This is a genomic window from Lacticaseibacillus sp. YLM2-1 (assembly GCF_056583465.1).
The window spans coordinates 173,676-199,640 of the sequence record NZ_CM152617.1; the positions used below are offsets into that span (position 1 = coordinate 173,676).

Below are 25,965 nucleotides of genomic sequence, written 5' to 3' on the forward strand. Positions count from 1 at the left end.
GGAATATGAGAATTCGTGAAGGACACTGAAGCGGAAGAAAAAGCAGCCCAACAAAATTTGCACATTTGGTTATCGGACATGTTTACTGCCGATGACCAAAGTGTGCGAATTTTTGATGTGGACAGGTACAAACAAAGTGGGAAAACAACGCAACAACAGGCATATTTGGCCAATATTGCTTACCGTTTTGCTGGGAAAACATTGCTGGCACGTACAGGTACGATCTCAAAAACAAGGTGGATTTTGTGAAATTACTTGAACTGATGGAAAAGAACGATCAAAAGAAACTTCAGTTACTGTATTATCTTGATCAGCATCCGAATCGCAAATTGAAGAACAGCGAGTTGCAAGATAAATTGCAGATTTCATATTATCTTTTTAAACGCCAGACCAAAGAGATTGCTGAAGATATTGCAGCATTCGACTTGAGTGATTTTTTTGCGATCGAAGTGACGAACACTACCGTTATCTTGCATGAATATCACAATACGAATGCATCGGTTTTTTTGGAACATTATCTAAAGCAGTCACTTCAAATTAAGATCTTGATGACGCTGATGCACGAACCACCAGCATTTAATCTGACCGAATTTGCTGAGGAACACTTTGGTAGTTATGCCTTTATGTACAAACGGTATACGGCCCTGCGGGATACGCTCAAAAGTTGGGGCATTGTGCTGAGTAATGATGGCAAGCTGACTGGCGATGAATTGGCGATTAGACTGCTTTTGACCAAAATCATGGTGGTTGCGCATATTGATGAAACCGGGTTTGATGATAATGTCCGCAGTACGCTGCATGAGCTTTTGCAGTTGCTGAAGATGACAGAAGCAACGCCGTCAATGAGTCAGCTCATCGAGACTAAAGCGTATTTTTTGATCAGTTTGGTTAGATTCCAGCAAGGGCATGTCATTGCCACATCACCGGAAATTGTTGATTTGGTGCGCAATATTCGCGAGCGCACGCTGGAAACCAGAAAACGGGTTATTGCGATTTATCAGGCGCATTTTACCGCAAGCGACCAGACGATTGACAGCGAGTGCGATTATTTTGGGACGTTCCTTGCTATTATTGGCATTATTACGTCGGAGGAGATCGTTTTTCCCGATACAATCAAACAGCACGGCCGCGCTTTCATTCAAGGGTTTGAAGCCAATTTTGATGTACAGTTGACATTGTCTGAGAAGGCCAATATCGAATACGTTGTCAACAAGTGTTTGATTGATGTGCTGGCCTTGCCGTTTAGGAGTGAATTCTTTGATGATCATATTGAAGTCAGTTACTTCTTTAGAATGTATCCCGAATTCTTTGACTATTGTCAGCAATTTGTCCAGGCGCGGTCGGTTAAGTTGGATAGGAATCAGTCGAAGTTTATGTTTTACCATTGTCTGTTGACCTTGGCAGCCAATGTGCCTTTGAACAAGGTGCTGGAGCCACTTTATGTCTGTGTTGATTTCACGCTGGGCAAGGAGTACAACACCATTATTGAACGCGACATCAAGTACTTTTCAACATTGAACGTCAAGGTGACCAACGAAGTCCGGCCAGAAACTAAATTGATTATCACGGATTTGGTCAATGCTTATCATGATACGGACATTTCAAAAGTCATCTGGCTGTCACCGCCGCGACCAGAAGATTGGGAGAATGTCATTGAAGAACTGCTGGATTTGCGGCTAGCCGATCGCACGGTGAAAAAGGCATGATGAGAGCAGTGTGATCAACCTGTTCAGTGGCATGCCGAAGCCAGTGCATAAAATTCTTAAGTTTATGAAGGTTATAAAGTTTTGGTGAGATGACCGCAAATGGTATACTCGCCTTAACAAATACTTGGAGGCGAGGCACGATGAAAAGAGAAAACGATTTTGGGCCGGCTATTAAGGACTTTTTCTTTCGGGCCGGTGACTTTAAGGGTGTTAGTTCACGACCACAGTATTGGTGGCTTTTCCTTGCCCAATTTTTATTAGGGTTGGCTGCTGGTGTTCTGTTCGGCATTGCGATTCCATTTTCTCTCATGGATAGTCATTCGTTAGGCAGCAATATCATGTTCACGCTGACAACGTTGGCATTTTCAATCTTTGGGTATCTTGGCTATCCACAATTGAGCTTAACGATTCGCCGTTATCGTGACGCCAAAGTTAGTCCGTGGTGGTATCTGGGTATTATTATCATTAGTTTTATCGGCCCGTTACTAGCGGTTAGCGGCATGAGTTGGTGGTTAGCACTTCTGTTTCCTTTAATTGGCGGCATTGCTAACTTGGTCATTCTATTGCTTCCAAGTAGAGAACAGGAAGTCGTGCCGTTTCCGGCTCAACCTAACACGCGCGGTTCGATTGGTGTTGGTTTTGGCACGGCGGTTAAGGATTTCTTCATCCGCGGTGGTGACTTTACTGGTGAGTCCAGTCGCAGTCAATATTGGTGGAGCATTCTGTTTAGCGTGATTATCATTATCCCTACTTTTTTGTTTATGCTCTTCTCAATTATGTCAATTATTATTGGTGGCGCGGCAGTCAGCGGATTTAATAGCCAAAATGTTGACCATCTTGTCAATTCACTTGGTACTGGGGCGATCATCATTGGGTTCATTATTTTTGCCATTATTTATGCATGGTCAATGTTAGCTTTGCCAGCATTGACAGTTGGTTGGCGACGATTCAAAGATGCCGGCGTTAGTCCATGGTGGTTGATTGCGTTCAATGTTGTATCAGCATTTCTATCAGCTCTTGATCGAAATGCGGGTAATGTGCCGTTAAGCCTAATTGCTTTACTTCTTGTCATCGTCCAAATTGTCATTTTTGCTCTGCCAACCAAGTTCCGTGACGATGAGGCATAAGCACCACTCAATGTATAAAAAAATGCAGCCGCGGCTGCATTTTTTAATGAAGTAAAGGTCTCGTAACGTTGGCTAATAGATACCCTTTTCATCCTCATCTACTAGCGGATCATTGAAGTTTTTGTGGAAGTAGGTGCTGTCAATGATCTTGAATTTGCCATTGGTGAAGCGAGCGATGATCTCACCGTATTGTACAATCAATTGCTCCGTGTTGGGGATGTCAATTTTGAGACGGCCAATCGGAGTTTTGGTGAGGTATTGGTAGTTTGCGCCAAAGAAGCCTTTCAAGTCGTCAGCGCTGGTTTCTTGTGAGTAAGGTAAGAAGTGGGTCATTTTTGCAGTTGAAAAAGCTGCGAATTCACCTTTTGGAAATCCTTGTAGTGATGAAGGCATTTGTGTCATGGTGTGATTCCTCCTGATTAAAGTGCTTTGCTACTGTGGCCAAAACGCGTGATTCAGCAGCGCTGTTTGGTTATTAATTTACTTATCATGATGGTAACACAATAATAGAACAATTGAATGTTTGCGCCGCGGCCTGAAAACGCTTAATATTAAGTCTGGACGTTGATCGGAGGTGAGCATATGGATCAAAGTCTATTTCAAAATGGTAACTTCCAACCTTTGGCGAGTCGTATGCGGCCACAGACGCTTGATGAGTTTGTCGGCCAAACGCATTTGCTAGGGAAGGATAAGGTGCTCAGCAATCTTATCGAACATGACGAGATTAGTTCCATGATTTTCTGGGGTCCGCCTGGTGTCGGTAAAACAACATTGGCGCGGATCATTGCTCGGCGAACGAAGGCACAGTTTGTGACATTTTCAGCAGTCACCAGCGGGATTAAAGAAATCAAGCAGGTGATGAAAGAGGCTGAACAGAATCGCGAGCTGGGTCAGAAAACCATTGTGTTTGTTGATGAAATTCATCGTTTCAACAAGGCGCAGCAGGATGCCTTTCTGCCATATGTCGAACGCGGCAGCATTATCCTGATTGGTGCGACAACCGAGAATCCTTCGTTTGAAGTCAATGCGGCACTCTTGTCACGGACGCGGGTTTTCGTGTTGCACGGCTTGACCAGTGCTGAATTGGTTGACCTGTTACAGCGAGCGTTAAAAGATCCGCGCGGTTATGGTCTGCAGAAGGTTAAGATCGGCAAAAAGCTCTTAGCTCAGATTGCTGATTTTGCTAACGGGGATGCTCGAATCGCTTTGAACACCTTGGAGATGGCGGTGACAAACGCCGAAACCAAAGGCGGCGTGATAACGGTCACCCAAGCAGATGTGGCCCAGTTGTTGACGAAGAAAGCCTTATTGTATGACAAGAATGGTGAGGAGCACTATAATCTAATATCAGCATTACACAAATCAATGCGCAATTCCGATGTTGATGCGGCCATTTATTGGCTGGCTCGAATGCTGGAAGCAGGGGAAGACCCCTTGTATGTCGCTCGGCGGCTAGTTCGATTTGCGAGCGAAGATATCGGAATGGCCGACTCACGCGCATTGGAGATTACAATTGCTGTTTATCAGGCGTGTCAATTTATTGGGATGCCTGAGTGCACGGTTCATCTCACACATGCAGTCACCTATTTGGCACTTGCACCGAAATCGAATGCACTCTACACAGCGTATGAAGGCGCAAAGAAAGATGCGACCGAAACGCTGGCCGAACCAGTTCCACTTCAGATTCGAAATGGGGTAACGGATTTGATGCAGGATCTGGGTTATGGTAAGGACTATCAATATGCTCACAACACAAAAGATAAACTAACGACCATGCAAACCATGCCGGATAATCTTATCGGCAAAACGTACTATCATCCCACGACTCAAGGCAGCGAAGCCAAGGTCAAGGAACGGCTAGAGCAGATCAAGGCCTGGCATGCGCAACACCCTGACCCCGATTCGCCGAAAACCAAGAAAAAGTCATGATGCTGTGCGATTACGTGTGCGGCAATCCGACTACCCGTTTAGAGGAGGAAAAAAACAATGGCAAAAATTCTCGCAGTCAACGCAGGCAGTTCAACCCTGAAGTGGAAGCTTTTTGATATGCCAGCTGAGGTTCAGCTGGCAGAAGGTTTGGTTGATCGGTTGGGACAGCCGCAATCAAAAGTTAAAATTAAGTATGGTGATGGGCAGAAATATGAAAGCGATACGCCAATTGCTAACTATCAAGAAGCCGTCGCCAGTTTGATGGGTAACATCAAGGCGTTAGGGTTGGTTGAACATCTGCATGAGATTACTGGTGTGGGCCATCGTGTGGTAGCCGGCGGGGAGACTTTTGCCGAATCCGTTGTAGTTGATGATGCTACCTTGTTGCAGATTCAAAACCTGCGTGACTATGCGCCTTTGCATAATCCGGTTGAAGCAGATTACATTGATGTTTTCAAAAAGATGATGCCATGGGCCACAGAAGTCGCAGTGTTTGATACGGCGTTCCATCAAACCATGCAACCTGAGAACTTCCTCTACAGTATTCCCTATGACTATTACAAGAAATATGGTGCTCGCAAATATGGCGCCCACGGGACAAGTGTGCGTTACGTCAGCGCGCGGGCAGCTGAGATGCTTAACAAGCCGTTAGAAGACTTACGGATGATTGTGATGCATTTAGGCTCAGGCTCCAGTGTTACCGCAGTCCAAGGCGGGCAGTCTATTGATACTTCCATGGGCTTTACGCCGTTAGCCGGGGTGACGATGGGGACACGATCCGGGGATATTGACCCATCACTTGTGGCTTATCTCATGAAGAAACTTGATGTCCCTGATGTGGGGCAAATGATTCATATCCTGAACAACGATTCCGGCCTGCTCGGTATTTCCGGCATCAGCAACGACATGCGGGATCTGGAAGCTGACGAAGATACCAAGCCACGCGCCAAACTGGCATTGGATATTTTCGTTAACCGCGTTGTGAAGTACGTGGGTTCGTACGCAGCCTTGATGGACGGCGTGGATGTGCTTGTCTTCACAGCCGGGATCGGCGAAAACGGTGACGAGATTCGCGACAAGATCATGCGTTCACTCGATTACCTCGGCGCTAAGATCGACAATGACATCAACTACAAGTCACACGGCGTCGAAGCCGACCTCAGCACACCAGATTCAACTGTGAAAACATTGCTCGTACCAACCAATGAAGAACTGATGATCGTCCGTGACGTCATGGCGTTGAGCTAAGCGTTGACGATTTTCGCAATCAAAAAACCATCTCTCAAGAAAAGGGGAGATGGTTTTTTCTGTGTTGATCGCAGCGGTTCAATCAAAAATCTGAACATGATTGGCACGGGCCGCATTGACGATTGCTTCTGGCATCACTTTGTCGGTGGCAATGTAGTTGAGCGCATTCATCGGCGCACTCATATACAGTTGATGCTTACCGACTTTCGTGTGATCGACCAGCAACATGACGGCATCAGCATGGGCTGCAAAGGCCCGTTTGATATTAGCCTCTAGATCGTTGGCATCGTTGGCACCGGCACCGATCAAACCGCGACACGAAAAAATGGCCAGCTCTGCCTGATAATTTTCAATATCGCGAATGGCCTTGTCGCCACTGATGTTTTCCAGCATTTTATTGACTGCACCGCCCACAAGATTGACCCGCCAACCTGGCCGTTTTGAGGCTTCCAGCGCAATAAGAATGCCGTTGGTGACAATGTAGAGTTCATCGATATCCTTGAGTTCGCGAATAAGCACTAAGGCAGTCGTGCTCGAATCGATGAACAAACTCATGCCATTCTTGATGAGCCGACCTGCCCGACTAGCCACCATCCGCTTGGCATCGAGATTCAAGGTGACGGAGTAGTCATAAGGCACATCTTCCGGTTCCTGACTCAAGGTGACCCCGTTAAGAACCCGCTTGACCAGACCACGATTTTCCATGTCCAGTGTGTCACGGCGAACGGTGGCAGGACTGACAAAAAGTACCTTGGCTAGATCACTATAACGAGCAAATTGCTTGGTATTGAGTAATTTTAAGATCTGCTCCTGCCGTTGAAATGAGACCATAAGCGTTGCTCCCTTTGTTATTGATTCGTTTCATGCAAAATTATAGCATAAATGTGAAAATAAATGAAAAATTATCGACATGCTCGCCACCTGTTGTCAAAATTTTGCATGGCCCATATACTACGAGATGAAAGCGGTTTACGAAAACTAAAGGAGGTTCTCAACGTGGCACTTATGGGATTGGATCTCGGGACAACCGGGGTTAAAAGCACAATCACCGATAATCAAGGTAATATCCTATCCGCGGCCTATCGGGAATACGAAACAACGGTTCCCAGAGAGGGCGAGTATGAACTGGATCCTAGTGTGGTCTGGTCAGCGACAAAGGAAGTTATTCAAGAATCAAAGAAATTCGTGAAGGAAGATGTTCTGGCTGTCAGTGTCTCATCGTTTGGTGAAGCGTTTGTTGCAGTTGACGATCAAGGCCAGCCGTTGATGAACACCTTGCTGCAAACTGACAGTCGCGGCAAGGATGAGTTAAAAGATCTGTTGACCCGAATCTCGGCAGAAGAGATTCGCAACAAAACCGGCTTGAACCCAGCAGTTACCTTTGCGGTTCCGAAAATTATGTGGATCAAGAAGAATCGGCCAGAGGTTTATCAACGGATTCATCGCATTTTGCTTTATGGCGCGTACATCCTGTATAAGCTCGGCGGTGTTGATGCCATTGATTACACCTTAGCTGATCGCTCGTTGGCGTTTAATGTTTCAACGAATGATTGGGATCCCGACATTTTGGCTGCGGCAGGCATTGAGCGTAAATTGCTGCCGGATTGCTACCGATTGGGAACCGTAGTGGGCACCATCCAACCGGAACTGGCTTCGGAACTTGGCGTCAATGCTGATATGAAGCTAGTGACGGGCGCACATGACCAGATTTGTGTGTCAATCGGGGCCGGCACCATCGAAGTAGGCGACGCTACCGATGGCATGGGCTCAGTTGATAACATTTCACCGATTTTTACTGATACCAGTTACTTGGAGGAAAATGCCAAGAAGAATTATCCAACTGTTCCATATTTGGATGATAAATATACCACCATTGCTTACATGTATGACGGCGGCACGTCGCTTAAGTGGTATCGCGATACGTTTGGCTTTGAGGAAGTTCAGGCCGCTGAATTATCCGGCGTTAGTGTTTATGACATTTTCGATAAGTATGTTCCAAAAGAGCCAACTAAGTTATTGATTTTACCGCACTTTTCCGGTGCCGCCGTGCCGTACTTCGATGAAGATGCACGTGGCATGATTCTTGGCTTGTCGGGTGCCACACGTAAACCTGACATTTATCGAGCCCTGATGGAAGGTGTGTCCTTCGAAATGCGCATGAACCTGAATAACATGGAAGCTGGGGGGATGCACGTCAACAAGTTACGCGCGACTGGCGGCGGTTCACGATCCGATACTTGGCTGCAAATCAAAGCAGATGTGTTCAACCGTGAAGTTGGTCGGGTGCACATGAAGGAATCCGGGACGATGGGTGTCATCATCATGGCCGGGGTTGCAGTTGGTCTATTCGACTCTTTTGAAACCGCGATGAAGAAGTTAGTCACGATCGATAAGGTTTTCAAGCCAATTCCGGAGAATGTGGCGTTTTACAACCAGCAGTATAAGAAGTATCGCGAATTGTATGCATTTGGCAAAAAATTGCGCGAATTATAGGAGGAAATTAAAAATGGTTTTAGTTAACACCAAAGAAATGATTCAAAAGGCCAAGGCAGGTCATTACGCAGTTGGTTCATTCAATGTGACTGATATTGAAATGATTCGCGGGATTGTTGGTGCCGCTGAAAAAGAAAAGTCACCGGTTATCATCCAGTTTGCGGAATTGCATGATAAGTATGTCCCGCTTGATGTCATTGCCCCAGTGATGTTGAACATTGCTCGTAAGGCGACGGTGCCAGTGGCAGTCCATTTTGATCATGGTGAGACCTTCGACAATATCGTTCGCGCCATCCGTTTGGGTTTCACCTCTGTCATGGTGGATGCCTCCCAAGATGACTTTGCTGATAACTTGGCACGAACCAAGGAAATCGTCAAGATTTGCAAGCCGTTGGATATCTCAGTTGAAGCTGAACTTGGACCAATGAACCGCGAGGGCAGTGGTGATAAAAAAGTTGATTATGCCGATCTTGATAAAACATATACGAACCCACAGGAAGCCAAGCAATTTATTGAAGAATCCGGTATTGATATGTTGGCAGTTGCCTATGGTACCGTTCACGGCGTCTATACCCAGAAGCCGCATCTGAGCTTTAGTCGATTAAAGGAAATTGCCGACTTAGTTGACTTTCCATTGGTTGTTCACGGTGCGTCAGGCTTGACTGATGAAGAATATCGCAAGTCTGTTGATAACGGTATTTGCAAGATCAACTACTATTCTGAAATGGTTCACCGGGTTGCGCTGGGGGTTCAAAAGAAACTTGAACAAGATGACAGCGACAAGCAGTTATTCATCTCTGACGCCAGCATCTGGGAAACTGAAATGGTTGAAGAAGAAATCCGTGGTCGCCTGCGTGTCTTCGGATCGGCTGGTAAAGCTTAATCAATGAGCTTAGCAGGCGGATGATATGGCTATTCTGTAGGGAATGCTGTAATCCGCCTGTTTTCTAGAATTGAATGAGAGCGCTTTAGCTAGAGACACTTGCTAAAGGCGCTTCTACGATAACGCGTTCGCAGTCGCAGAAACCTGCGTGTAAGGGACCTTGGTCGCAAGGGTCAAAGTGCGACCATCACGTCCAAGGCCGCTTACACTCCGGTCTCACCCGCGCTGGCTCGCGCTCACCAATACTTATGAGGAGGCTTTTTCATGAAATTTCTGGTCGATATGCTCAGCCAGCCTTCAATCATTGCCGGGATTGTTGTCCTAGTTGGATTGCTGGCCCTACGAAAACCGTTAACTGAGGTCATCGGTGGCACGGTTCGGGCATTCATTGGATTCGTTGTCATGCTTGCCGGTACCAATATCATTGTTGGCGCTTTGAACAACTTCGCCAAACTGTTTACCAAAGCTTTCAATATGCACGGGATGATTCCTAGTAACGAAGCTGCTATTGGCGTTACTGTTGCCAAGTATGGGACTGTCGCCACGTTTATCTTCGTTTTTGGCCTCGTGTTGAACATCTTGTTGGCGCGGGTCACGAAGTTTAAGTACATTTTCCTATCAAGCGATCACGCCTTTTACATGGCTTGTTGCCTGACACCAGTTATGATTCTCGGCGGCTTGAACACTGTTGAAGCGATTGTATTTGGTTCTATGACCTTAGGCGTGATCCTCTGCGTCTTCCCTGCCATTGCTCATCCAACCATGAAAATTATTACTGGCCGCGATGATATGAGTTTTGCCCATTTTGGGACGTTGGAATATTGGATGTCCGCAAAAATTGGGTCACTTGTGAACAAGAATAAAAAGTCAAAATCGATTGAAGACATCAACTTCCCGAAATCATTAGCCTTTTTGCAAGATAGTAACGTCTCAGTCACCATTGTCATGACCATTTTGTTCTTTGTTGTCACCGCAGTTGCCGGCCCTGCTTATGTCGGTAAATTAACGGATCTGAATCCTTATGTTTGGGCGCTGCTTCAGGCCGCACAATTCACCGCTGGGATCATTGTTCTGGTTCAAGGGGTCAACATGTTGCTGGCCGAAATCACCCCAGCCTTCAAGGGCTTCAGTGAGAAAATCGTGCCGAGTGCTGTTCCTGGTTATCCCTTCGCCATCCTGTTCAAAGGTACCTCAAATGCCTTATTAGCCGGCTTCTTAATTAGTTTGCTTGGCGGTTTGCTTTCCATGGGTGTTCAGATCATCATTGGCACAACGATTGTTATTCCCGGGATCGTCATGCATTTCTTCTGTGGCGGGATTGCCGCTATCTTCGGTAATGCAACAGGCGGCCGAAAAGGTGCCTTGATTGGACCGTTCCTTGGCGGCATCATTCTGAGTTTCCTGCCGTTGGTTGCTACAAGTTTGTATGGCGGCTTAGGTTACACTGCCACATACTGGTCAGATAGCGACTTTAACACGATCGGCGTATTGTTAGGCTTGATTGCGAAAGTCGGCAAGTGGCCGATCATGATTGCCGCACTGGTTATCTTCGCTTTCCCATTTGTCTACAGTGCTTTGCACAAGAAGAACTTGGTGGACTAAGCTAGTTAGCATCAATATAAAAAATCAGCCGGTTATGGCTGATTTTTTTGTGTTGGTGACAATAAAATGATGATGAACGAGATTGGTAAACAGGCAATTAGATCGTGTTAATCCCCTGATCCGAATCAATCATGACGCCTTTTGTTTCATCGAAAACACAGATATTGCCGTAATTTTCTTTATAAGTCATATGATTGCCGCCATCGATAAAGTAACGTGGTGATTCTTCTGGATATTGAATGACTTTAACCGGGCATTTAGGATAACCGTCACTGAATGAAGTTGGTGGTAGAGATGGTTTGACATTGTTTTCATAGTCGCCATAAATCAAGGCGGTTGGCGTGTGACCGGTGACAATTGTTTTAGCGATCGGATTGTGAGCAAAAATGGGATGTTCCCGATTTTTGGTTTCATCCATATTATAGATATACGGCTCACGGACCCACATTCGATTAAATGGCGTCGTTTCTTTTAAAGGGTCTTCCAGCGAGAGGTCTAGACCGGCGTGGATGAGCAGCAGCTTGTCAAACTCAACAGCAGTTGGCATCTCGGCGATGAATTGAATCAGCGGTGACATGTAGGTCAACACGGCTTGTTGTAGGTTGCTTTTGCGTGCTTTAGCTGGCGCGTAATCTTGCACCATTTGACGTAAGGTAGCCTTGCCGCCATTGATGAACCATGGATTATCTTTGTCGGCGAGATAATCCAGCAGCATCTGATCATGATTGCCACGGATCGCGATTGCCTGACTCGCCTGCACCTGCTCGCGAATTTGAGTGAGCACCCGCCCGCCGTATGGATAGCCATCAATGTAGTCACCCAAATAGACGGTCAAAGTGTGGGGATACTTTGCTTGCATCGCCCGCACTCGATCCATTGTTTCCAGATGACCGTGAATATCTGAGACCACGATCATGGTCATAACGTTTGCCTCCTTATAAAACGCATGCTCCAGTCCCAAAACCTGCAGATAGGGGCTTTTGGTCGCAATAGTCAGCGCTTGACTGTCACGCTTAAAACGACTTATATTTCGGTTCCTAACAGGACTGCGCCGCGTTTTGCAAAAACTGCTGATAGGACCAGTTTACTTTATTTTTAGAAGAATGTGCGATATTAATAGGGGAATAGGGGTGAAAAGATGGATAAACGCTTAATCGTTATGCATAATCTGAGCCGTCATTATGGCAAACAATACTGGTGGCAGCAGAATTCATTGGAAGATTGGCTGATGATGATTCTCATTCAGCGCACCAGTTCAAAGAATGTTGCCCAAGCCGTGCATAATTTGCAACCTTACATGCAGGTTGATCGCTTGATGGCGTTATCGCAATCAGAGCTGGAAACGTTGGTGCGGCCAGCCGGTTTTTATCGGCAAAAAGCGCAGCGGATTCACGATCTATTGACGTGGTTTGTGGCCCAAGGCGGTAGTTTTGAGAAGATTGCAGAAAAACCGGCAGCTGAGTTACGTGAAACTCTGCTGGCTCTAAATGGCATTGGCAATGAAACGGCGGATGTCATGCTAATGTACACCTTTGGCAAAAAAACTTTTGTAGCTGATACGTATGCCATGCGTCTTTTCAACCGGCTCGGTTTTGGACCGTATACGAACTATGCCAAAATGCAGGCTGATTTTGCGCCAGCACTTGATCAAATCACGTTAGACGAAGCTCGCGAATGGCATGCCTTGATTGACGAACATGGTAAAACGCAAGTTCGGCATGCGTATGACGACCGGTTTTTACTGCAACCAGATTTGACTGAGGCTGCATGGCCGCCGGAAGCGGTTCAAGTGGAGCCGCCCCATGATGATCCGGGTAGCGGCAAGTGGCGGCACGCCGCCGATCCGTCAGCGATGACTCATAAATAAATGCTTTTTGCTCGTGAGTTGTTTTGGAAGTCTTGTCACAAGGGAGACCTAAAAATGAATGCTAGCGTTGCTGTGCAAGTGTTACCGATGTATCCAGAGAAACAAAAGGTCTTGGCAGTGGTTGATGCGGTGATCGCCTATATCAAATCAACCGGAATTAATTATGAAGTCAGTGCTTTTGAAACCACAATGGAAGGCGATTATGATCAGCTGATGGCGATTTTGAAAGAAATTCCGATTGTCACAGCGAAGGCAGGCGGTACTAGTCAAATGGTGTATGCGAAAATTAACTATTTTCCTGAAGATACTGGCTTGACGATTGCTGACAAAGTGACCAAGTTCAAGCATTGAAGAAAAAAGATCACGGCGATTGTCGTGATCTTTTTGCGTCTTGAAGCTTATTTTTCGACAGCTTGGAGCTTTTGATTGTCGTCGAGTTGTGAGATACCCATTAAGTGATGACGTTGTAAGAGAATCATTGTGCCCCACAGCAACATGAGCGAGCCGATCGTGAAGGCGATCAATACCATGAAGCCGAGGTTGACAGTGCTATTGGCAATGCCGCCGGTGAGCGCGTTCCGGAAATTCATAATGGAGTAGGTCATTGGCAGGAATGGATGAATGGCGTTGTAGAACTGATTGGTGATCTCCATCGGGAATGTCCCGCCGGCACCACCTAATTGCAGCATCAATCCCACCATCGCCACAAATCGACCAGGATTATCGAATGCCATTGAGAGGAACATAATCAGATACATTGACGTAAAGGAGAAGAGGATCGCGGTCAGATAGAACAAGCCGATGTTGTCGACCTTGAGACCAGTCGCCATCATCAGAGTTGCTTCGAGAACTGCGGTGCCAAGGGCGACAGCTCCGCCAATGGCTACTTTGCTCAGGAACCACTGAGTTGCCGTCCCGTCTGCTCTGGAAACCTTGCGAATTGGATAGGCAAAGTTGAAGACCAAGGCGCCAACGTAAAGTGCCAGACTCAAAACGTATGGGGCAAGTGCATGGCCGTAGTTTGGCACATAAGAATAATGCTTTTGCGCTGTCTTGGTGGGTGCAGCGAACATCTTTGCCGTATCACCGGTTAACGTAATGCCATTGACTTTACGGGCGCTGCTGGTAAGTGTCTTAGCGAACTTCTTGTCGCCGTCTTCAAGCTGACTGGAACCAGATTTGAGTGTGTCGCTCTTGTCATTGATTTGACCGGTTCCGTCGGCGAGTTGATTGACACCGGATACCAGTGTCGGCACACTAGCGTTTAATTGATTGACACCGCCAGCAACTTGGCTGGCACCATTGGTTAGCTGACCGACACCATTGGTAAGTGTCGGAACTTGGCCATTTAAGGTACCAAGACCACCGGACACTTGGCTGGAACCTGTGTAGAGTTGGTTGATACCACTGGTGAGAGCAGGAACTTGGCTGTTTAAGCTACCAAGGCCTCCTGAAACTTGGCTAGAACCGGTATAGAGCTGATTGACGCCACTAACCATTGCGGGTGTTAGTGTTGCTGCTTGGTTGATGCCATTGTCTAGCTTATTTGCGCCAATAATTAATTGATCGTTTCTGGCAGTAATTTGTTTTGAACCATTTTGAAGAACACCAATTTTTTCCGTCAGAATGGGCGCTTGTTGGTTAAGCTTATCGACGCCAGCTGCTAGTTGCGTCGAATAAGGGATCAAGCCTTGATTAAAGGTCGTTGCCATTTCTGTGCCGCTAGTTTCAGTTTGGTCAATCAAAGCATTAACGCTTGCCTGAATTTTTTCAAAACCAGCGATTAACTCCGGGTTTTGCTTTGATTCGGCTTCTAATTGGCTCTTATACGCTGCAAGACTTTCTTCGAGGGCTGGCAACTCTGTGGCCGCTTTCTGATTTTGATCATTAACAGTTTGGCCCATTTTTTGTAAAGACTGGCTTAGTTGAGTTGAACCACTCTGCAAGGACTTGGTATCTTTTGGTAAGTTGCTCGTCTGACCAGCAAGTTGAGAAATGCCATCAGAAAGGAAGGTTACTTGTTGAGTATAATTGTTGATGCCCTCTGTCAGTTTCTTTGAACCAGTTTGTAACTGATTAGTGCCAGCAACGAGTTGGCCTGTTTTGGTTTGCAAAGTTCCCAGCCCATTAGTCACTTTACTTGATCCGGTTGCAAGCTGCCCTACACCAGATTTAAGCGTTCCAGTCTGCGATTGCAAGGTTCCCAAACCGCTCGTAACTTGGCCAGATCCCGCCGCAAGCTGATTAACGCCACTTGCTAGGTTTGTCGTACTGCCATTGAGTGTTTGCAACCCACCTGCGACTTGATTAGCGCCGCTTGCGAGCTTAGGTATTTGTGAGGACATCGGTGCAACTTTAACCTTCATCGTTTGCACGCCGTCATTTACTTGCGAAACGGCGACGGTGTACTGATCAATGCCATCGTCAAGTTTGACTTGGCCAGCATCAATTTGGGTAGCGGCGCCGGCTGCCGTTTTCATGCCATTACCGATAGTCTTAATTTGATCAAAAACTGCGCTGGCATAAGCGTTGGTCACGTTAGCACGAATTTCGGAGTTGAGACTGTCAACGCCGATGCCGGAGATGACTTGGCCAATATAGTTGAGTGAATCATTTGTCTCGTACTTCAGCGTCATTTTCTTAGGATGCTCGTCTAAGACGGTGGCGGCATTTTTGGAAAAATCCTTTGGCAGCGTAATGACAGTGTAGTATTTGTCCGCTTTCATGCCCTTTTTAGCTTCTGCCTCAGAAACGAAATACCAGCCAAGTTGATGATTTTTCTTGAGCTTGGTCAAAGTCTGCGCACCAACATCAAGCTTTTTACCTTGATAGGTGACAGGTTGGTCAAGGTTGACCACTGCTACTGGCAAGTTCTTGGTATCGCCGTAAGGATCCCAGACTGACTTCAAAAAGAAGATACAGTAGAGAAATGGGATTAAGGTAATGACGAGAACTGAGAGCAAAATGAGTTTGTTTTTGCCGATGAACTTAAATTCATCTTTGATCATGTCGAGTTACTCCTTTACTTCACTGAGATAGAGATCCAGCAGGGATTCAAAAGTCGTATCGCGGCTAGGTTGGCCATCTGGCAAAAAGCCCATGACTTCCAGAACGGTAAAACCGAGCACGCTGCTGATAAAATTTTGGACGAAACTTTCTTTTGCCATGTGTTTGAACTCGGTATGGGTGATCAAGCGTTTTAATAAGCCGATCACATCGCCGGTTGCCTGAACAAATGGACTGCTTTCTGGAAAATGATGCACAAAGTAAATAATTTCATCCAATGATTGTTGCTGTTCGAAATAGCGATGCGTGGTTTGCGCAAAAGTGCGAATGGCGTCTTTGCCAGCAATGCCACTGACTTGTTCGATGAGTTCTTGATGTAAGTTGTGCATGAACTCAGTCCCCAGCGCCTCAATCACGGCATCCAAGTTACTAAAATAGTTGTATAGCGACTGGGAACGAATATTCAATTCCTTAGCCAGTGTCTGGAAGGTGAGCTCACGAATACCATCACGGGTCACCATCACCCGGGCAGCGGCGAGCACTTTTTCACGATCCAAAATACGATGCTTGATAGCCATGCGACCTCCTTGAGTTATCTATATTACGTTAGACGAATATACGCCGATGATTTGAAGAATGCAACCTACAGATTGTAGATTGTCAAAAAATAGGAGTAACCAGACGTGTGGTGTTGCATGTGCGTGGCTGTTCAGTGGCCGATCACCGATGTTTTTTTGTCATCATGCGCAGTCTGGAGACTAGCTGGTTGATCTGCGTGCACGAAAAAACCGCACCCAAATGTTGGATGCGGCTGATCATTTAACGGCGGTTTATTGAATGACGTGGCGATTAGGATCGCGCAAATTGAGGATAAACACAAGCACCATCACGATGACCACCATCACGAAAACACCGTGTAAGCCAGTGAGAATGGTGGCAGCTACCTGAGGATCGTGGCTTTTGGCGGCAGCATTAGCACTAATCGCGGCATTGACAGCTTTAAAAGTGGTACCGTGCAAATTAGCGCGAATCACGAGCGTCAAAGTGGCACCATAGATACCGGTCATCACAGTTTGCCCGAGCGAACGGCCAAGAGTTAGGATGCTGGTGGCGGAACCAACGTATTCTTTGCCAACAAGATGCTGGCTCAAAACGGTATTCATACTGATCACAATGCCCATCACCGTTCCGTTAATCATGGCAATGACATAAAAAGCCCAAACCGGAAAATGCGGGGAAGCAATGGTGAGCAATAAGTAAGCTAAGGTCAGAATGGCGACGAGCCAAAGTGTCATGGTTCGCGGCACAAAGCGTTTGATTAATGGACCGACCAAAAATGAAGAGGCGAGCCAAAGGACAGAACTCGATGTCACAACTAAACCAGCTGTTGTCGCGCCGAGATGATACAACGACTGAAGCCAGATCGGGAAGTAAACTTGATAGCCAATCAAGACACCGCTAAGTAACAAGGCAGTTAAAATTTGCACTGTGAACGTGAAGTTATGAAACATTTTCGGCGCGATGAGCGGATCGGGGGCTTTCTGTTCTTGATGGTACAATAGCAAGCCAGCCACAAGTGCCAACACCAACAAAACACCGGCGAGCACCGGTTGCCGATCAAGCGCCTGAATGCCAAGTAGAAGTGCAATCAGCGTCACCGCCAACCAAAGAATTCCTAACCAATCGATCGTGAGAACGCCGTGTTCACGACTAGGTTCCCGATAACCGATTTGAATAAGCAAAAAAACGAGAATACCAAGCGGCACATTAACGAAAAAGACCCAATGCCAAGACAATTGATCAACCAGAAAACCGCCAATTAGCGGTCCGACCAAGGCGGAAAGTCCCCAAGCTGTGTTATTAAGGGCTAAGACATTCGCCCGATGAGCAAAATCATAATAATCAGCAATAATGGTAAATGTCAGCGGCATCACGGCGCCTGCACCGATACCTTGGAGTGCCCGCGCCAAAATGAGCAAGAAGATATGCGGTGCCAACCCGCTTAACAGGGTACCAAGCGTGAACAGTACCACGCCCCACTGAAAAATACCGCGCCTGCCAATTGTGTCAGCTAATTTACCATAAATCGGTGTGGTAATAGCGGTTGTGAGCAAGTAGGCACTCATGATCCAACTTTGATATGCCAATCCATGCAGGTCACTAATAATCGCTGGCAAAGCAGTTGTGACAATGGTAACTTCAACGGAAGTCATGAATGTGGCGATAAAAACCGCCGCCATGACAAGCCCGCGGTTTTGAGGCTTTACTGATGTGGACATCTTGACATCTCCTTGATAAATCCATTTTACCAGTCAGGGTCAAGGCTGCAGCACAAAAAAACGCCCGGTAACTAACCAGACGCGTCGACGTTCTAGTGACATAGCAGGCAGCTGCGGTCAATACCGATGGCACTTCCATCAGGAAAACAATAATACCAGCAGCTGTCAATTGGCCAATGATTACAAGTCCAACACTTCCGATCAAAGCGAAGAGTCGCAATCACCAATCAAACTGTGACAATGACAAAACATCTCCGAATGTTCAAACTAAAAGTCAGTCCAAGAATCTTTGTTGGCCGGTGCATCATCAGGTGAAACATACACGACGAGTTCATCACTAAATCGTTTGAGACAGTAAGCGGCGGCGCCAATCAGCGTCACGGCCATGACCGTTTTTAAAAGATGTTTGCCCATAAGTGACCTCCTTAGTTTGCCTTGATTAGGAACCATTCATCATTACCTTCATTCTAGCACGGTAATGTTCAGGATGAGTCCAGTTTAGCAGCGAGCGTTTTCAGAATAGTTTCTCAGTAGGTGTTGTGCACGCTAAAATCTGGTACAAACCGATTTTTTAAAATATTTAAGGCATTTTAAGTGAATTTAAGTCAAAGTAAGTGCTTTTTTCGGAATCTGTGTTATACTGAGGTCATTAAAATCGAAAGTAGGTATGAGCATGGATACAAAAGTAAAGACTGTTGATTACTCATCCAAGGAATACTTTGACAAGATGACCGCTTATTGGCGGGCAGCCAACTATATTTCAGTTGGTCAACTTTATTTGAAGGACAACCCGCTGCTGGAACGGCCGCTGAAGAGCGAAGACGTCAAGCCGCATCCGATCGGCCATTGGGGCACGATTGCTGGGCAGAACTTCATTTATACCCACTTGAACCGGGTGATCAATAAGTATGACTTGAACATGTTTTATATTGAAGGCCCGGGTCATGGCGGCCAAGTGATGGTTTCCAATTCCTATCTAGACGGTTCGTATTCGGAGATTTATCCGCGTGTGTCGCAGGATAAAGAAGGCATGAAGAACCTATTTACGCAGTTCTCATGGCCAGGTGGCGTTGCTTCACATGCGAGTGCACAAACGCCAGGTTCCATCCATGAAGGTGGCGAATTAGGTTATGCTTTGAGTCACGCAACCGGCGCGATTCTTGATAATCCTGAGGTCATCGCGGCGGTTGTCACGGGTGATGGTGAAACTGAAACCGGCCCATTGGCTGCATCATGGTTCAGCAATACGTTCATTAACCCAATCACGGATGGCGCGATTTTACCGATTGTGCATATGAACGGGTTTAAGATTTCCAACCCAACTATCTTGTCACGTAAGTCAGATGAAGATCTAGACAAATACTTCAGTGGTATGGGTTGGAAGCCATTCTTCGTTGAAGGCGATGATCCAGAGAAGCTGAATCCGGAAATGGCTAAAGTTTTGGATGAAGCAATTGAAGACATTAAGGCCATTCAGAAACATGCACGTGAGACTGGCGACACCACGATGCCACACTGGCCAGTGATTATTTTCCGGTCACCAAAGGGCTGGACAGGCCCGAAGAGTTGGAATGGCGAACCAATCGAAGGTTCCTTCCGTGCGCACCAGATTCCGATTCCTGTCGACGCTGAAGACATGGAACACGCTGATTCCTTGGCAGGCTGGCTGAAGTCCTATCATCCAGAGGAACTGTTCGATGAAACCGGCAAGTTGATCCCTGAATTGGCTGCATTGCCGCCAAAGGGTGAGCAGCGGATGGCTGCTAACCCAATTACGAACGGTGGGATTGATCCGAAGCCGTTGGTATTGCCGGATTATCGCAAGTATGCGCTGGACAACAAGGAACACGGCAAGCAGATTAAGCAAGACATGATCGTGTGGTCTGATTATCTGCGTGATTTGATCAAGCTGAATCCGCATAATTTCCGGATCTTTGGCCCTGACGAAACCATGAGTAACCGGTTGTATAGCTTGTTTGAAGTGACCAACCGTCAATGGCTGGAACCAATCAAGGAACCGGCTGACCAATATTTGGCACCGGCTGGTCGGATTATTGACTCGCAGTTGTCCGAACATCAGGCGGAAGGCTTTAACGAAGGCTACACGTTGACCGGCCGTCATGGCTTATTCACCAGTTACGAAGCTTTCCTCCGGGTCGTCGATTCCATGCTCACTCAGCACTTCAAGTGGATTCGGAAGGCACATGAAGAACCATGGCATAAGGCTTATCCAAGTCTGAACGTGGTCTCAACATCGACTTCCTTCCAGCAGGATCACAATGGTTACACCCATCAGGACCCAGGTATTTTGACACACATGGCTGAAAAGAAGGCTGAATACATTCGCGAGTATCTACCAGCTGATGCCAACAGCTTGCTGGCCATTTCTCCGAAGTTGTTCAGCTCACAAAATACCGTGAACGTGCTCATCACATCCAAGCAGCCGCGGCCACAATTTTATAGCATTGATGAAGCCACTGTTTTGGCTAATTCCGGCTTGAAGCGGATTGATTGGGCTTCCAATGATGATGGCGTCGAACCAGACGTTGTCATTGCCGCTGCCGGAACCGAACCAAACATGGAAAGTCTTGCTGCCATTAACTTGCTGCACGACGCCTTCCCAGATTTGAAGATTCGCTTCATCAACGTGGTTGACCTGCTGAAGCTGCGCAGTCCGGAAATCGATCCGCGCGGTTTGAGTGATGCTGAATTCAACAGCTACTTCACCACCGACAAACCGATCCTCTTCGCTTATCATGGCTTTGAAGGGTTGATTCGCGACATCTTCTTCACTCGCCCGAATCGCAATGTGCTGATTCACGGCTATCGTGAAGAAGGTGACATTACCACACCATTTGACATGCGGGTACTCAACGAACTTGACCGTTACCACTTGGCCAAGGATGTTATTCAGCATGTGCCAGCCTACGCTGAAAAGGCTGCCGCGTTTGTTCAGAAGATGGATGATACCTTGCAATATCATCATGACTTCATCCGCGCAAACGGCGATGATATTCCAGAAGTTCAGGAATGGACCTGGAAACCAATTAAGTAACTTCAGTTGTCTTTCAAACACTTCTGCTTGCGCAGGGGTGTTTTTTTTGTGCCGGACTAGCAAGTTGGCGATGGCGTGGCGATTCACGAAATTCACATATTTAAAAAGTGGGACGTGAGACTTTGATGAGTAACTTCTGCTGCTAAAAAGGCCACGAAAACAAGTAATATCTGCAAATTTTCTCTTTACTTTCTTCATACTCTAATGTATTCTCAACGTAATATCATTTTGAGGGTGAGTAAATGAAAGTTAAACGATTGGTAGCAGGGGCAATGGTATTTGCCTCAGCTGCACTCTTGGCCGCATGTGGCAGCAAGAGTAGCAGCAGTAGCTCAGAAACTTTTAATCGAATGGAAAAAGATGTTATTTCCACAATGGATAATGCCCACATTACGGATGTTATTAGTGGGCAAGCCGCCGTTGATACTGGTGATGGGTTGTATCGGTATAAAGGCAAGAAATTGGAACCTGCTGTTGCCACTAAAGTCGTTAAGCCAACGAATAACGGCCTTACTTATACATTCAACTTGCGGAAGACGAAGTGGAGTAACGGCGATCCTGTTACTGCCAAAGATTTCGTCTTCGCGTGGAAGCGAGCAGCAGATCCGAAAACTAAGTCAGAATATGCTTATCTTTTCTCTGGCATTAAGAACGCGGATGACATCACTGCTGGTAAGAAGGCTGCTTCAACCCTTGGTGTTAAAGCAGAAGGCGATTATAAGCTGGTTGTCACGATGGATCGGCCAGTACCGTACTTTAGCACGATGATGGTCAATCCGGTCTTCTTCCCATTGAACCAGAAGACGGTTGATAAGTATGGCAAGAAGTTCGGTACGCAAAGCAAGTACTTGGTCTTCAATGGCCCGTTCAAGTTGACTAACTGGAACGGCACTGGCAATTCATGGGATGAAGTGAAGAACACTTCTTACTGGAACGCCAAGCAAGTTAAGCTCGATAAGATTCACGTTCAAGTGGTTAAGGATTCCAACACTGCCGCTAATTTATTCGCTACGAAGAAACTTGACGATGCGGTTCTGACCGGTGAAATTGCTAAGCAGCATGCCAAGGACAAGGATTACGTTGGCGACAAGCAAGGTCGGACCACTTACTTGGATATGAACGAAGAAAAGGTACCTGACTTCAAGAATCTGAAGTTGCGTCAAGCTGTTGCGATGGCTATTAATCGTGATGAGTTTGCGAATAAGGTTATTGGCGATGGTTCTTTCGGAATCTCAACGATTACACCAGAAAACTCTGGCAGTAATCCAAAGACTGGCGAAGACTTCTCTAAGGAAGCCGCTAAGGAATCTAAGACAGTTCAGACATACGATCTTAAGAAAGCTAAGCAACTTTGGGCTGAAGGCCTGAAGGAAGTCGGTAAATCTGGTGAAGATGTGACCCTGACGACCGATGACACAGACGTTGCTAAGAAGTCTGCTGAATATCTGCAATCTGCTTTGGAACAATTGCCAGGCATGAAGGTTTCCATCTCTTCTGTTCCATTCAAGACCCGGATCCAACGGTCATTAGCTGGCAGTGCCCAGTTCATTCTCTCCGGCTGGCAAGGTGACTTCCCAGATCCAATTTCCTTCTTGGATCTTTACACGACTGGCAACACTTACAACTTTAGTCACTGGTCCAATAAACAATATGATGATCTGATTAAGGCTTCTAAGGGAACGGATGCTAACAGCGAAACCAAGCGATATGATGATCTTCTGAAGGCACAGGAACTGCTTTCTAAGGAATCACCTGTTGCAACGCTTTATCAAACTGTTCAAGGCCATTTGCGCAATCCTAAGCTGAAAGGTGCTACCTTCAGCCCAGCCAACATGTATAACTTTGTTGGGGCTTATATGGCTAAGTAATATTATCAAAATCAAAAAACATCTCCATTTTGTTCAGTTCAAGGTAAGTTGACTGGCGATGGGGATGTTTTTTTGTTCTGAATAATGCTGTGCAGACAGACAAAACATGTCTTGGGTTGGTACCGAGGTGGGTAGGGATCGCCAGTCACTTTAAAATAACAAAATTATATTTATGTATCATTGACAATGATAGTGAGATCCGTTTATAAATCCAATGATGAAAAGGAAATAATAATCGAAGGTTGTGAAGAATCTCTAAAAATAAAAAACGATAAATGATTGACGTTTTAGTGAATGAAATGTACTTTTAACCATATCCAATGCAATGGCGTTACATCAAGGGCTTTATCGCTGCCGATTAGAAACATGGAAAAAGTGTAGGCTTGTAAGGAGGCTAACATTGGTGTTCAGTAAGCAGTATTGGAAGACTAGATCTACGATTGCTGCCTTCTTATTGGCGTTGCTGTTTCTCTTAGGGCATCTCTTGGGCAATCTTGGTTATGAAGTTAATGGTGGTAAGCAAGTGGCGGGATACTTCTTTTTCTCACCATACATGAACTGGCTACCAGTCGATATTTCCTCAAATTTACCGATTGCTTGGAACATGGCAGCACCGTCGTACACGGTCAGTGGCGTGTCCGGCTTCATTTTAGACAACCGATCACTAAACAAAATATGAAACATATGAAATTTCAACTTACCCAACAGCGGGAGGGGCGGGAAGTACCAAACGAACCACAAGCCGACTTGAGTCAAGATCAGAAAGTGATCACAATGATGGATGCGTACTATAGTCGGGCGACCGACAATCGGGTTGTGATCACGACCTTGCCACAAGCGCTAAACTCGCAGAATCTGGTTCAGATCGTGCCATTTGAGCCATCGAGAAAATAAGGCGCAGGCATGTGGTGTGAGTCACGTTTAACTGAAAAGAGGTTGATGATGTTGGTGCAAGAACCGAATGATTTACGCTTTCAAGTGAATCCACAGGCTAAATTTGATGTCCGGGCGGCGGTGTTGTTGGTGCATGCAGGCCAACTTTTAGCGGCAGTTAACTCGGCAAGCGGTATCGCCCTTGTGCCAGGCGGTGCGGTTAAATTTGGTGAAACGGCGGCAGAGGCGGCTGCCCGCGAAGTTCGTGAAGAGCTAAAGCTGAACGTGGTGCCGCAACTGGTGGGGATCGTGGAATCGTTTTGGCAACAACCTGAACGAACTTACCAACAACTCATCATGGTACATCGGGTGACGTTGACTGATGCACAAAAGGCTGGCTTGGTTTGGCAGAAAGGTTTGGAGGGTGAGTGGCTGTCATTTGCAAAGGCAGCCAGGATGTTGCAGCCGCGATCACTGGCACGGTTTTTAACCTCCGGCGATGCAATTTGCCACCTTATCGACCGTCATACGGAATGACGCTTAGGTTGACGCTGGTAGAGAGGTAAGGCTATTGATACTCGGATCGATAGAAGAGCCTAATTATAAATAGTATAATTAAAGCGGATTACTTTGCCTTTCATCGTTTTCATTGATACGCTTAAGATAGGCTAAAGGCCGGAAGGGAGTTACATCATGATGGATATGACGACTAGACCGACACTGCAGCACTTTTTATCTGACACGAAACATGGACCGTATGTTTCGCTTTATATGTCTTGGCCAGAGAACACCTCGGTTGAGGCCCTGAGGTTGCGGTTCAAAAACATGGTGAAGCATACCAAGAGCGTCATGACCGAGACTTATCCTGAAACGGACTTTTCGGCATACGCGGCTGAACTTGAGCCATATGAACAAGACCCAACATTCTGGCAAACCTGCGAAACAAATGGGTTTGGCATGTTGACAAATGGCGCGCAGACTTATGTGACGCCGATGTATGAAGAGGTTGATGAAGTGGCAATGGTTACTGACATGCCGCAGATTCTGCCACTGATGCTGGATGAGGCAACGGCAACCGACTTTGATATCTTAGCGTTAAATGCCGACAGCATTCAGATGTATCATAACCACGGGCATCAGGTGCGGCCGATATCGTTGCCAGACGATGCACCGCAGACTTTGAAGGGAACGCTAGGCACCGAAATTCGTGGTGGCGAAACGAACAGCGTGTCCCAAGGTGGCGGACGTGTGACCCATCACGGGCATAATGAGAAGTCAGCGGAAAAAGCCAGCGATCAGCGTCGTTTTTATCAAGCGGTGGATCAGTATGTGCTGGCCAATCACTCCAATCCACATAAAATGCCGCTCGTACTCATGGGCTTAGCGGAAAACGTGGCGGTGTTCCGCGAAATTTCCAAGAACCATCATCTGTTACCGAAGTTGGCTGTCGTTAAGAGCCCGGCCAACCTTGATTTTGTTGAATTAGACGACTTGTTGACGCCAGTACGCGACACCTTACGCGATCGCCGGCGCCAGAACTTTGCCGAGATCATCGAAAATGCTCGCGGAAATGACAGCTACACGGATCACTTGGAAGAAGTCGTTCAAGCAGCCGTTGCCGGACGAATCGCCATTCTTTTTGTCCAAGCCGGCGCACGGATTCATGCGCGTCTTGAAGGCACCCAAATTGAACGCGATTCGATCAATGCACAGCACGCTAATCTTTTAAATGACTTAGCTGACATCGTCCTTAGTCATGGCGGACAAGTTGAACTGCTGACAGAAGCCTACTTGCCAGTCGAAGTCGGTGCGATGGTACGTTACGCATAGGCTTTTTAGTTGAAATGAAAAAGCGACCCGCCAGTTGGTCGCTTTTTTTGTCCGAACGTTTCTGATGAGGGAACTTTGGGCTAAAATTGTTGCTTATAAAGATTGGCTGTTTTGTCACTCAACGAATCAAGGAATTCTGGTGCCACGAAAGGAGGAACCATCACTCTGATTGAAGGTTTAAAGAGAAACCGCTTATTAT

The 25,965-nt window shown here is 46.5% G+C and carries 22 protein-coding genes and 1 pseudogene; 16 read left to right on the top strand and 7 right to left on the bottom strand.

Going from position 1 to position 25,965, the window contains the following annotated elements; translation table 11 throughout:
- Positions 1-15 precede the first annotated feature (15 nt).
- The 3 genes from AC07KQ_RS00855 (at position 16) to AC07KQ_RS00865 (ending at position 2,833) form a co-directional block, all read left to right on the top strand.
- Entirely contained in the window at positions 16-249 is a 234-nt protein-coding gene (locus AC07KQ_RS00855) for a hypothetical protein (RefSeq protein ID WP_003562813.1), read from the top strand.
- On the top strand, positions 246-1,706 hold the full coding sequence (locus AC07KQ_RS00860; RefSeq protein WP_003659149.1) for a helix-turn-helix domain-containing protein: 1,461 nt from the start codon (positions 246-248) through the stop codon (positions 1,704-1,706). Before AC07KQ_RS00855 ends, AC07KQ_RS00860 begins: the two co-directional genes overlap by 4 nt.
- 140 nt (positions 1,707-1,846) lie before the next feature.
- Positions 1,847-2,833 (top strand): DUF805 domain-containing protein, encoded by a 987-nt coding sequence (locus AC07KQ_RS00865; protein WP_003562817.1) that lies wholly within the window; start codon positions 1,847-1,849, stop codon positions 2,831-2,833.
- A 72-nt stretch (positions 2,834-2,905) separates the two neighbouring features.
- Here the strand turns inward: AC07KQ_RS00865 and AC07KQ_RS00870 are convergent, their stop codons facing one another.
- Entirely contained in the window at positions 2,906-3,235 is a 330-nt protein-coding gene (locus tag AC07KQ_RS00870) for a hypothetical protein (RefSeq protein WP_003562819.1), read from the bottom strand.
- 180 nt (positions 3,236-3,415) lie between these two features.
- On the opposite strand from AC07KQ_RS00870, the gene AC07KQ_RS00875 reads away from it, so the two are divergent.
- The gene (locus AC07KQ_RS00875; protein WP_003562821.1) at positions 3,416-4,762 is read left to right on the top strand and encodes a replication-associated recombination protein A; all 1,347 of its coding nucleotides are present in this window, start codon (positions 3,416-3,418) and stop codon (positions 4,760-4,762) included.
- A gap of 57 nt (positions 4,763-4,819) precedes the next feature.
- The gene (locus AC07KQ_RS00880; RefSeq protein WP_003562823.1) at positions 4,820-6,010 is read left to right on the top strand and encodes an acetate kinase; all 1,191 of its coding nucleotides are present in this window, start codon (positions 4,820-4,822) and stop codon (positions 6,008-6,010) included.
- Positions 6,011-6,088: 78 nt separating this feature from the next.
- Here AC07KQ_RS00880 and AC07KQ_RS00885 read toward each other — a convergent pair whose 3' ends face one another.
- Positions 6,089-6,841 (bottom strand): DeoR/GlpR family DNA-binding transcription regulator, encoded by a 753-nt coding sequence (locus tag AC07KQ_RS00885; RefSeq protein ID WP_013245359.1) that lies wholly within the window; start codon positions 6,839-6,841, stop codon positions 6,089-6,091.
- Positions 6,842-7,006: 165 nt separating this feature from the next.
- Between AC07KQ_RS00885 and AC07KQ_RS00890 the strand changes: the two genes are divergently transcribed.
- The 3 genes from AC07KQ_RS00890 (at position 7,007) to AC07KQ_RS00900 (ending at position 10,988) form a co-directional block, all read left to right on the top strand.
- Complete coding sequence (locus AC07KQ_RS00890; protein ID WP_003568714.1) at positions 7,007-8,503, top strand: FGGY-family carbohydrate kinase; 1,497 nt, start codon at positions 7,007-7,009, stop codon at positions 8,501-8,503.
- A 13-nt stretch (positions 8,504-8,516) separates the two neighbouring features.
- A complete protein-coding gene (locus AC07KQ_RS00895; protein ID WP_003562831.1) occupies positions 8,517-9,386 on the top strand; it encodes a class II fructose-bisphosphate aldolase in 870 nt (289 codons plus the stop codon).
- A gap of 264 nt (positions 9,387-9,650) precedes the next feature.
- Entirely contained in the window at positions 9,651-10,988 is a 1,338-nt protein-coding gene (locus AC07KQ_RS00900) for a PTS ascorbate transporter subunit IIC (protein ID WP_013245360.1), read from the top strand.
- 97 nt (positions 10,989-11,085) lie between these two features.
- Here AC07KQ_RS00900 and AC07KQ_RS00905 read toward each other — a convergent pair whose 3' ends face one another.
- Entirely contained in the window at positions 11,086-11,910 is an 825-nt protein-coding gene (locus tag AC07KQ_RS00905; protein WP_003562835.1) for a metallophosphoesterase family protein, read from the bottom strand.
- A gap of 216 nt (positions 11,911-12,126) precedes the next feature.
- Here AC07KQ_RS00905 and AC07KQ_RS00910 point away from each other — a divergent pair, with 216 nt between their 5' ends.
- Positions 12,127-12,855, top strand: a complete 729-nt coding sequence (locus AC07KQ_RS00910) for an endonuclease III domain-containing protein (protein ID WP_003562837.1) — start codon at positions 12,127-12,129, stop codon at positions 12,853-12,855.
- Between the two features lie 54 nt (positions 12,856-12,909).
- Positions 12,910-13,206 carry a thiamine-binding protein gene (locus AC07KQ_RS00915; protein WP_003562840.1) on the top strand — a complete coding sequence of 99 codons (297 nt, stop codon included), beginning with the start codon at positions 12,910-12,912 and terminating at the stop codon, positions 13,204-13,206.
- A 47-nt stretch (positions 13,207-13,253) separates the two neighbouring features.
- Here AC07KQ_RS00915 and AC07KQ_RS00920 read toward each other — a convergent pair whose 3' ends face one another.
- The 4 genes from AC07KQ_RS00920 to AC07KQ_RS00935 form a co-directional block, all read right to left on the bottom strand.
- Positions 13,254-15,863 (bottom strand): YhgE/Pip domain-containing protein, encoded by a 2,610-nt coding sequence (locus AC07KQ_RS00920; RefSeq protein ID WP_274991029.1) that lies wholly within the window; start codon positions 15,861-15,863, stop codon positions 13,254-13,256.
- 6 nt (positions 15,864-15,869) lie between these two features.
- On the bottom strand, positions 15,870-16,439 hold the full coding sequence (locus AC07KQ_RS00925) for a TetR/AcrR family transcriptional regulator (protein ID WP_003562844.1): 570 nt from the start codon (positions 16,437-16,439) through the stop codon (positions 15,870-15,872).
- Between the two features lie 252 nt (positions 16,440-16,691).
- Positions 16,692-18,140, bottom strand: a complete 1,449-nt coding sequence (locus AC07KQ_RS00930; RefSeq protein WP_003562845.1) for an MFS transporter — start codon at positions 18,138-18,140, stop codon at positions 16,692-16,694.
- A gap of 267 nt (positions 18,141-18,407) precedes the next feature.
- Positions 18,408-18,554, bottom strand: coding sequence for a hypothetical protein (locus AC07KQ_RS00935; protein ID WP_003562847.1), 147 nt, complete (start codon positions 18,552-18,554; stop codon positions 18,408-18,410).
- A 259-nt stretch (positions 18,555-18,813) separates the two neighbouring features.
- On the opposite strand from AC07KQ_RS00935, the gene AC07KQ_RS00940 reads away from it, so the two are divergent.
- From AC07KQ_RS00940 to AC07KQ_RS00965, 6 genes and pseudogenes are all read left to right on the top strand, one after another.
- Positions 18,814-21,195: a phosphoketolase family protein gene (locus AC07KQ_RS00940; protein ID WP_003573080.1), complete on the top strand. Its 2,382-nt coding sequence runs from the start codon at positions 18,814-18,816 to the stop codon at positions 21,193-21,195.
- A gap of 242 nt (positions 21,196-21,437) precedes the next feature.
- The gene (locus tag AC07KQ_RS00945; protein WP_274991067.1) at positions 21,438-23,063 is read left to right on the top strand and encodes a peptide ABC transporter substrate-binding protein; all 1,626 of its coding nucleotides are present in this window, start codon (positions 21,438-21,440) and stop codon (positions 23,061-23,063) included.
- Between the two features lie 403 nt (positions 23,064-23,466).
- Positions 23,467-23,742, top strand: a complete 276-nt coding sequence (locus AC07KQ_RS00950) for a hypothetical protein (protein ID WP_013245361.1) — start codon at positions 23,467-23,469, stop codon at positions 23,740-23,742.
- Positions 23,673-23,957, top strand: a pseudogene (locus tag AC07KQ_RS00955) (hypothetical protein); the annotation flags it as partial. The gene AC07KQ_RS00950 and the pseudogene AC07KQ_RS00955, both read left to right, overlap by 70 nt.
- Before the next feature lie 48 nt (positions 23,958-24,005).
- Positions 24,006-24,473, top strand: a complete 468-nt coding sequence (locus AC07KQ_RS00960; RefSeq protein WP_003562854.1) for an NUDIX domain-containing protein — start codon at positions 24,006-24,008, stop codon at positions 24,471-24,473.
- A gap of 159 nt (positions 24,474-24,632) precedes the next feature.
- Entirely contained in the window at positions 24,633-25,766 is a 1,134-nt protein-coding gene (locus tag AC07KQ_RS00965) for a baeRF6 domain-containing protein (protein ID WP_003568727.1), read from the top strand.
- The last annotated feature ends 199 nt before the right edge of the window (positions 25,767-25,965 follow it).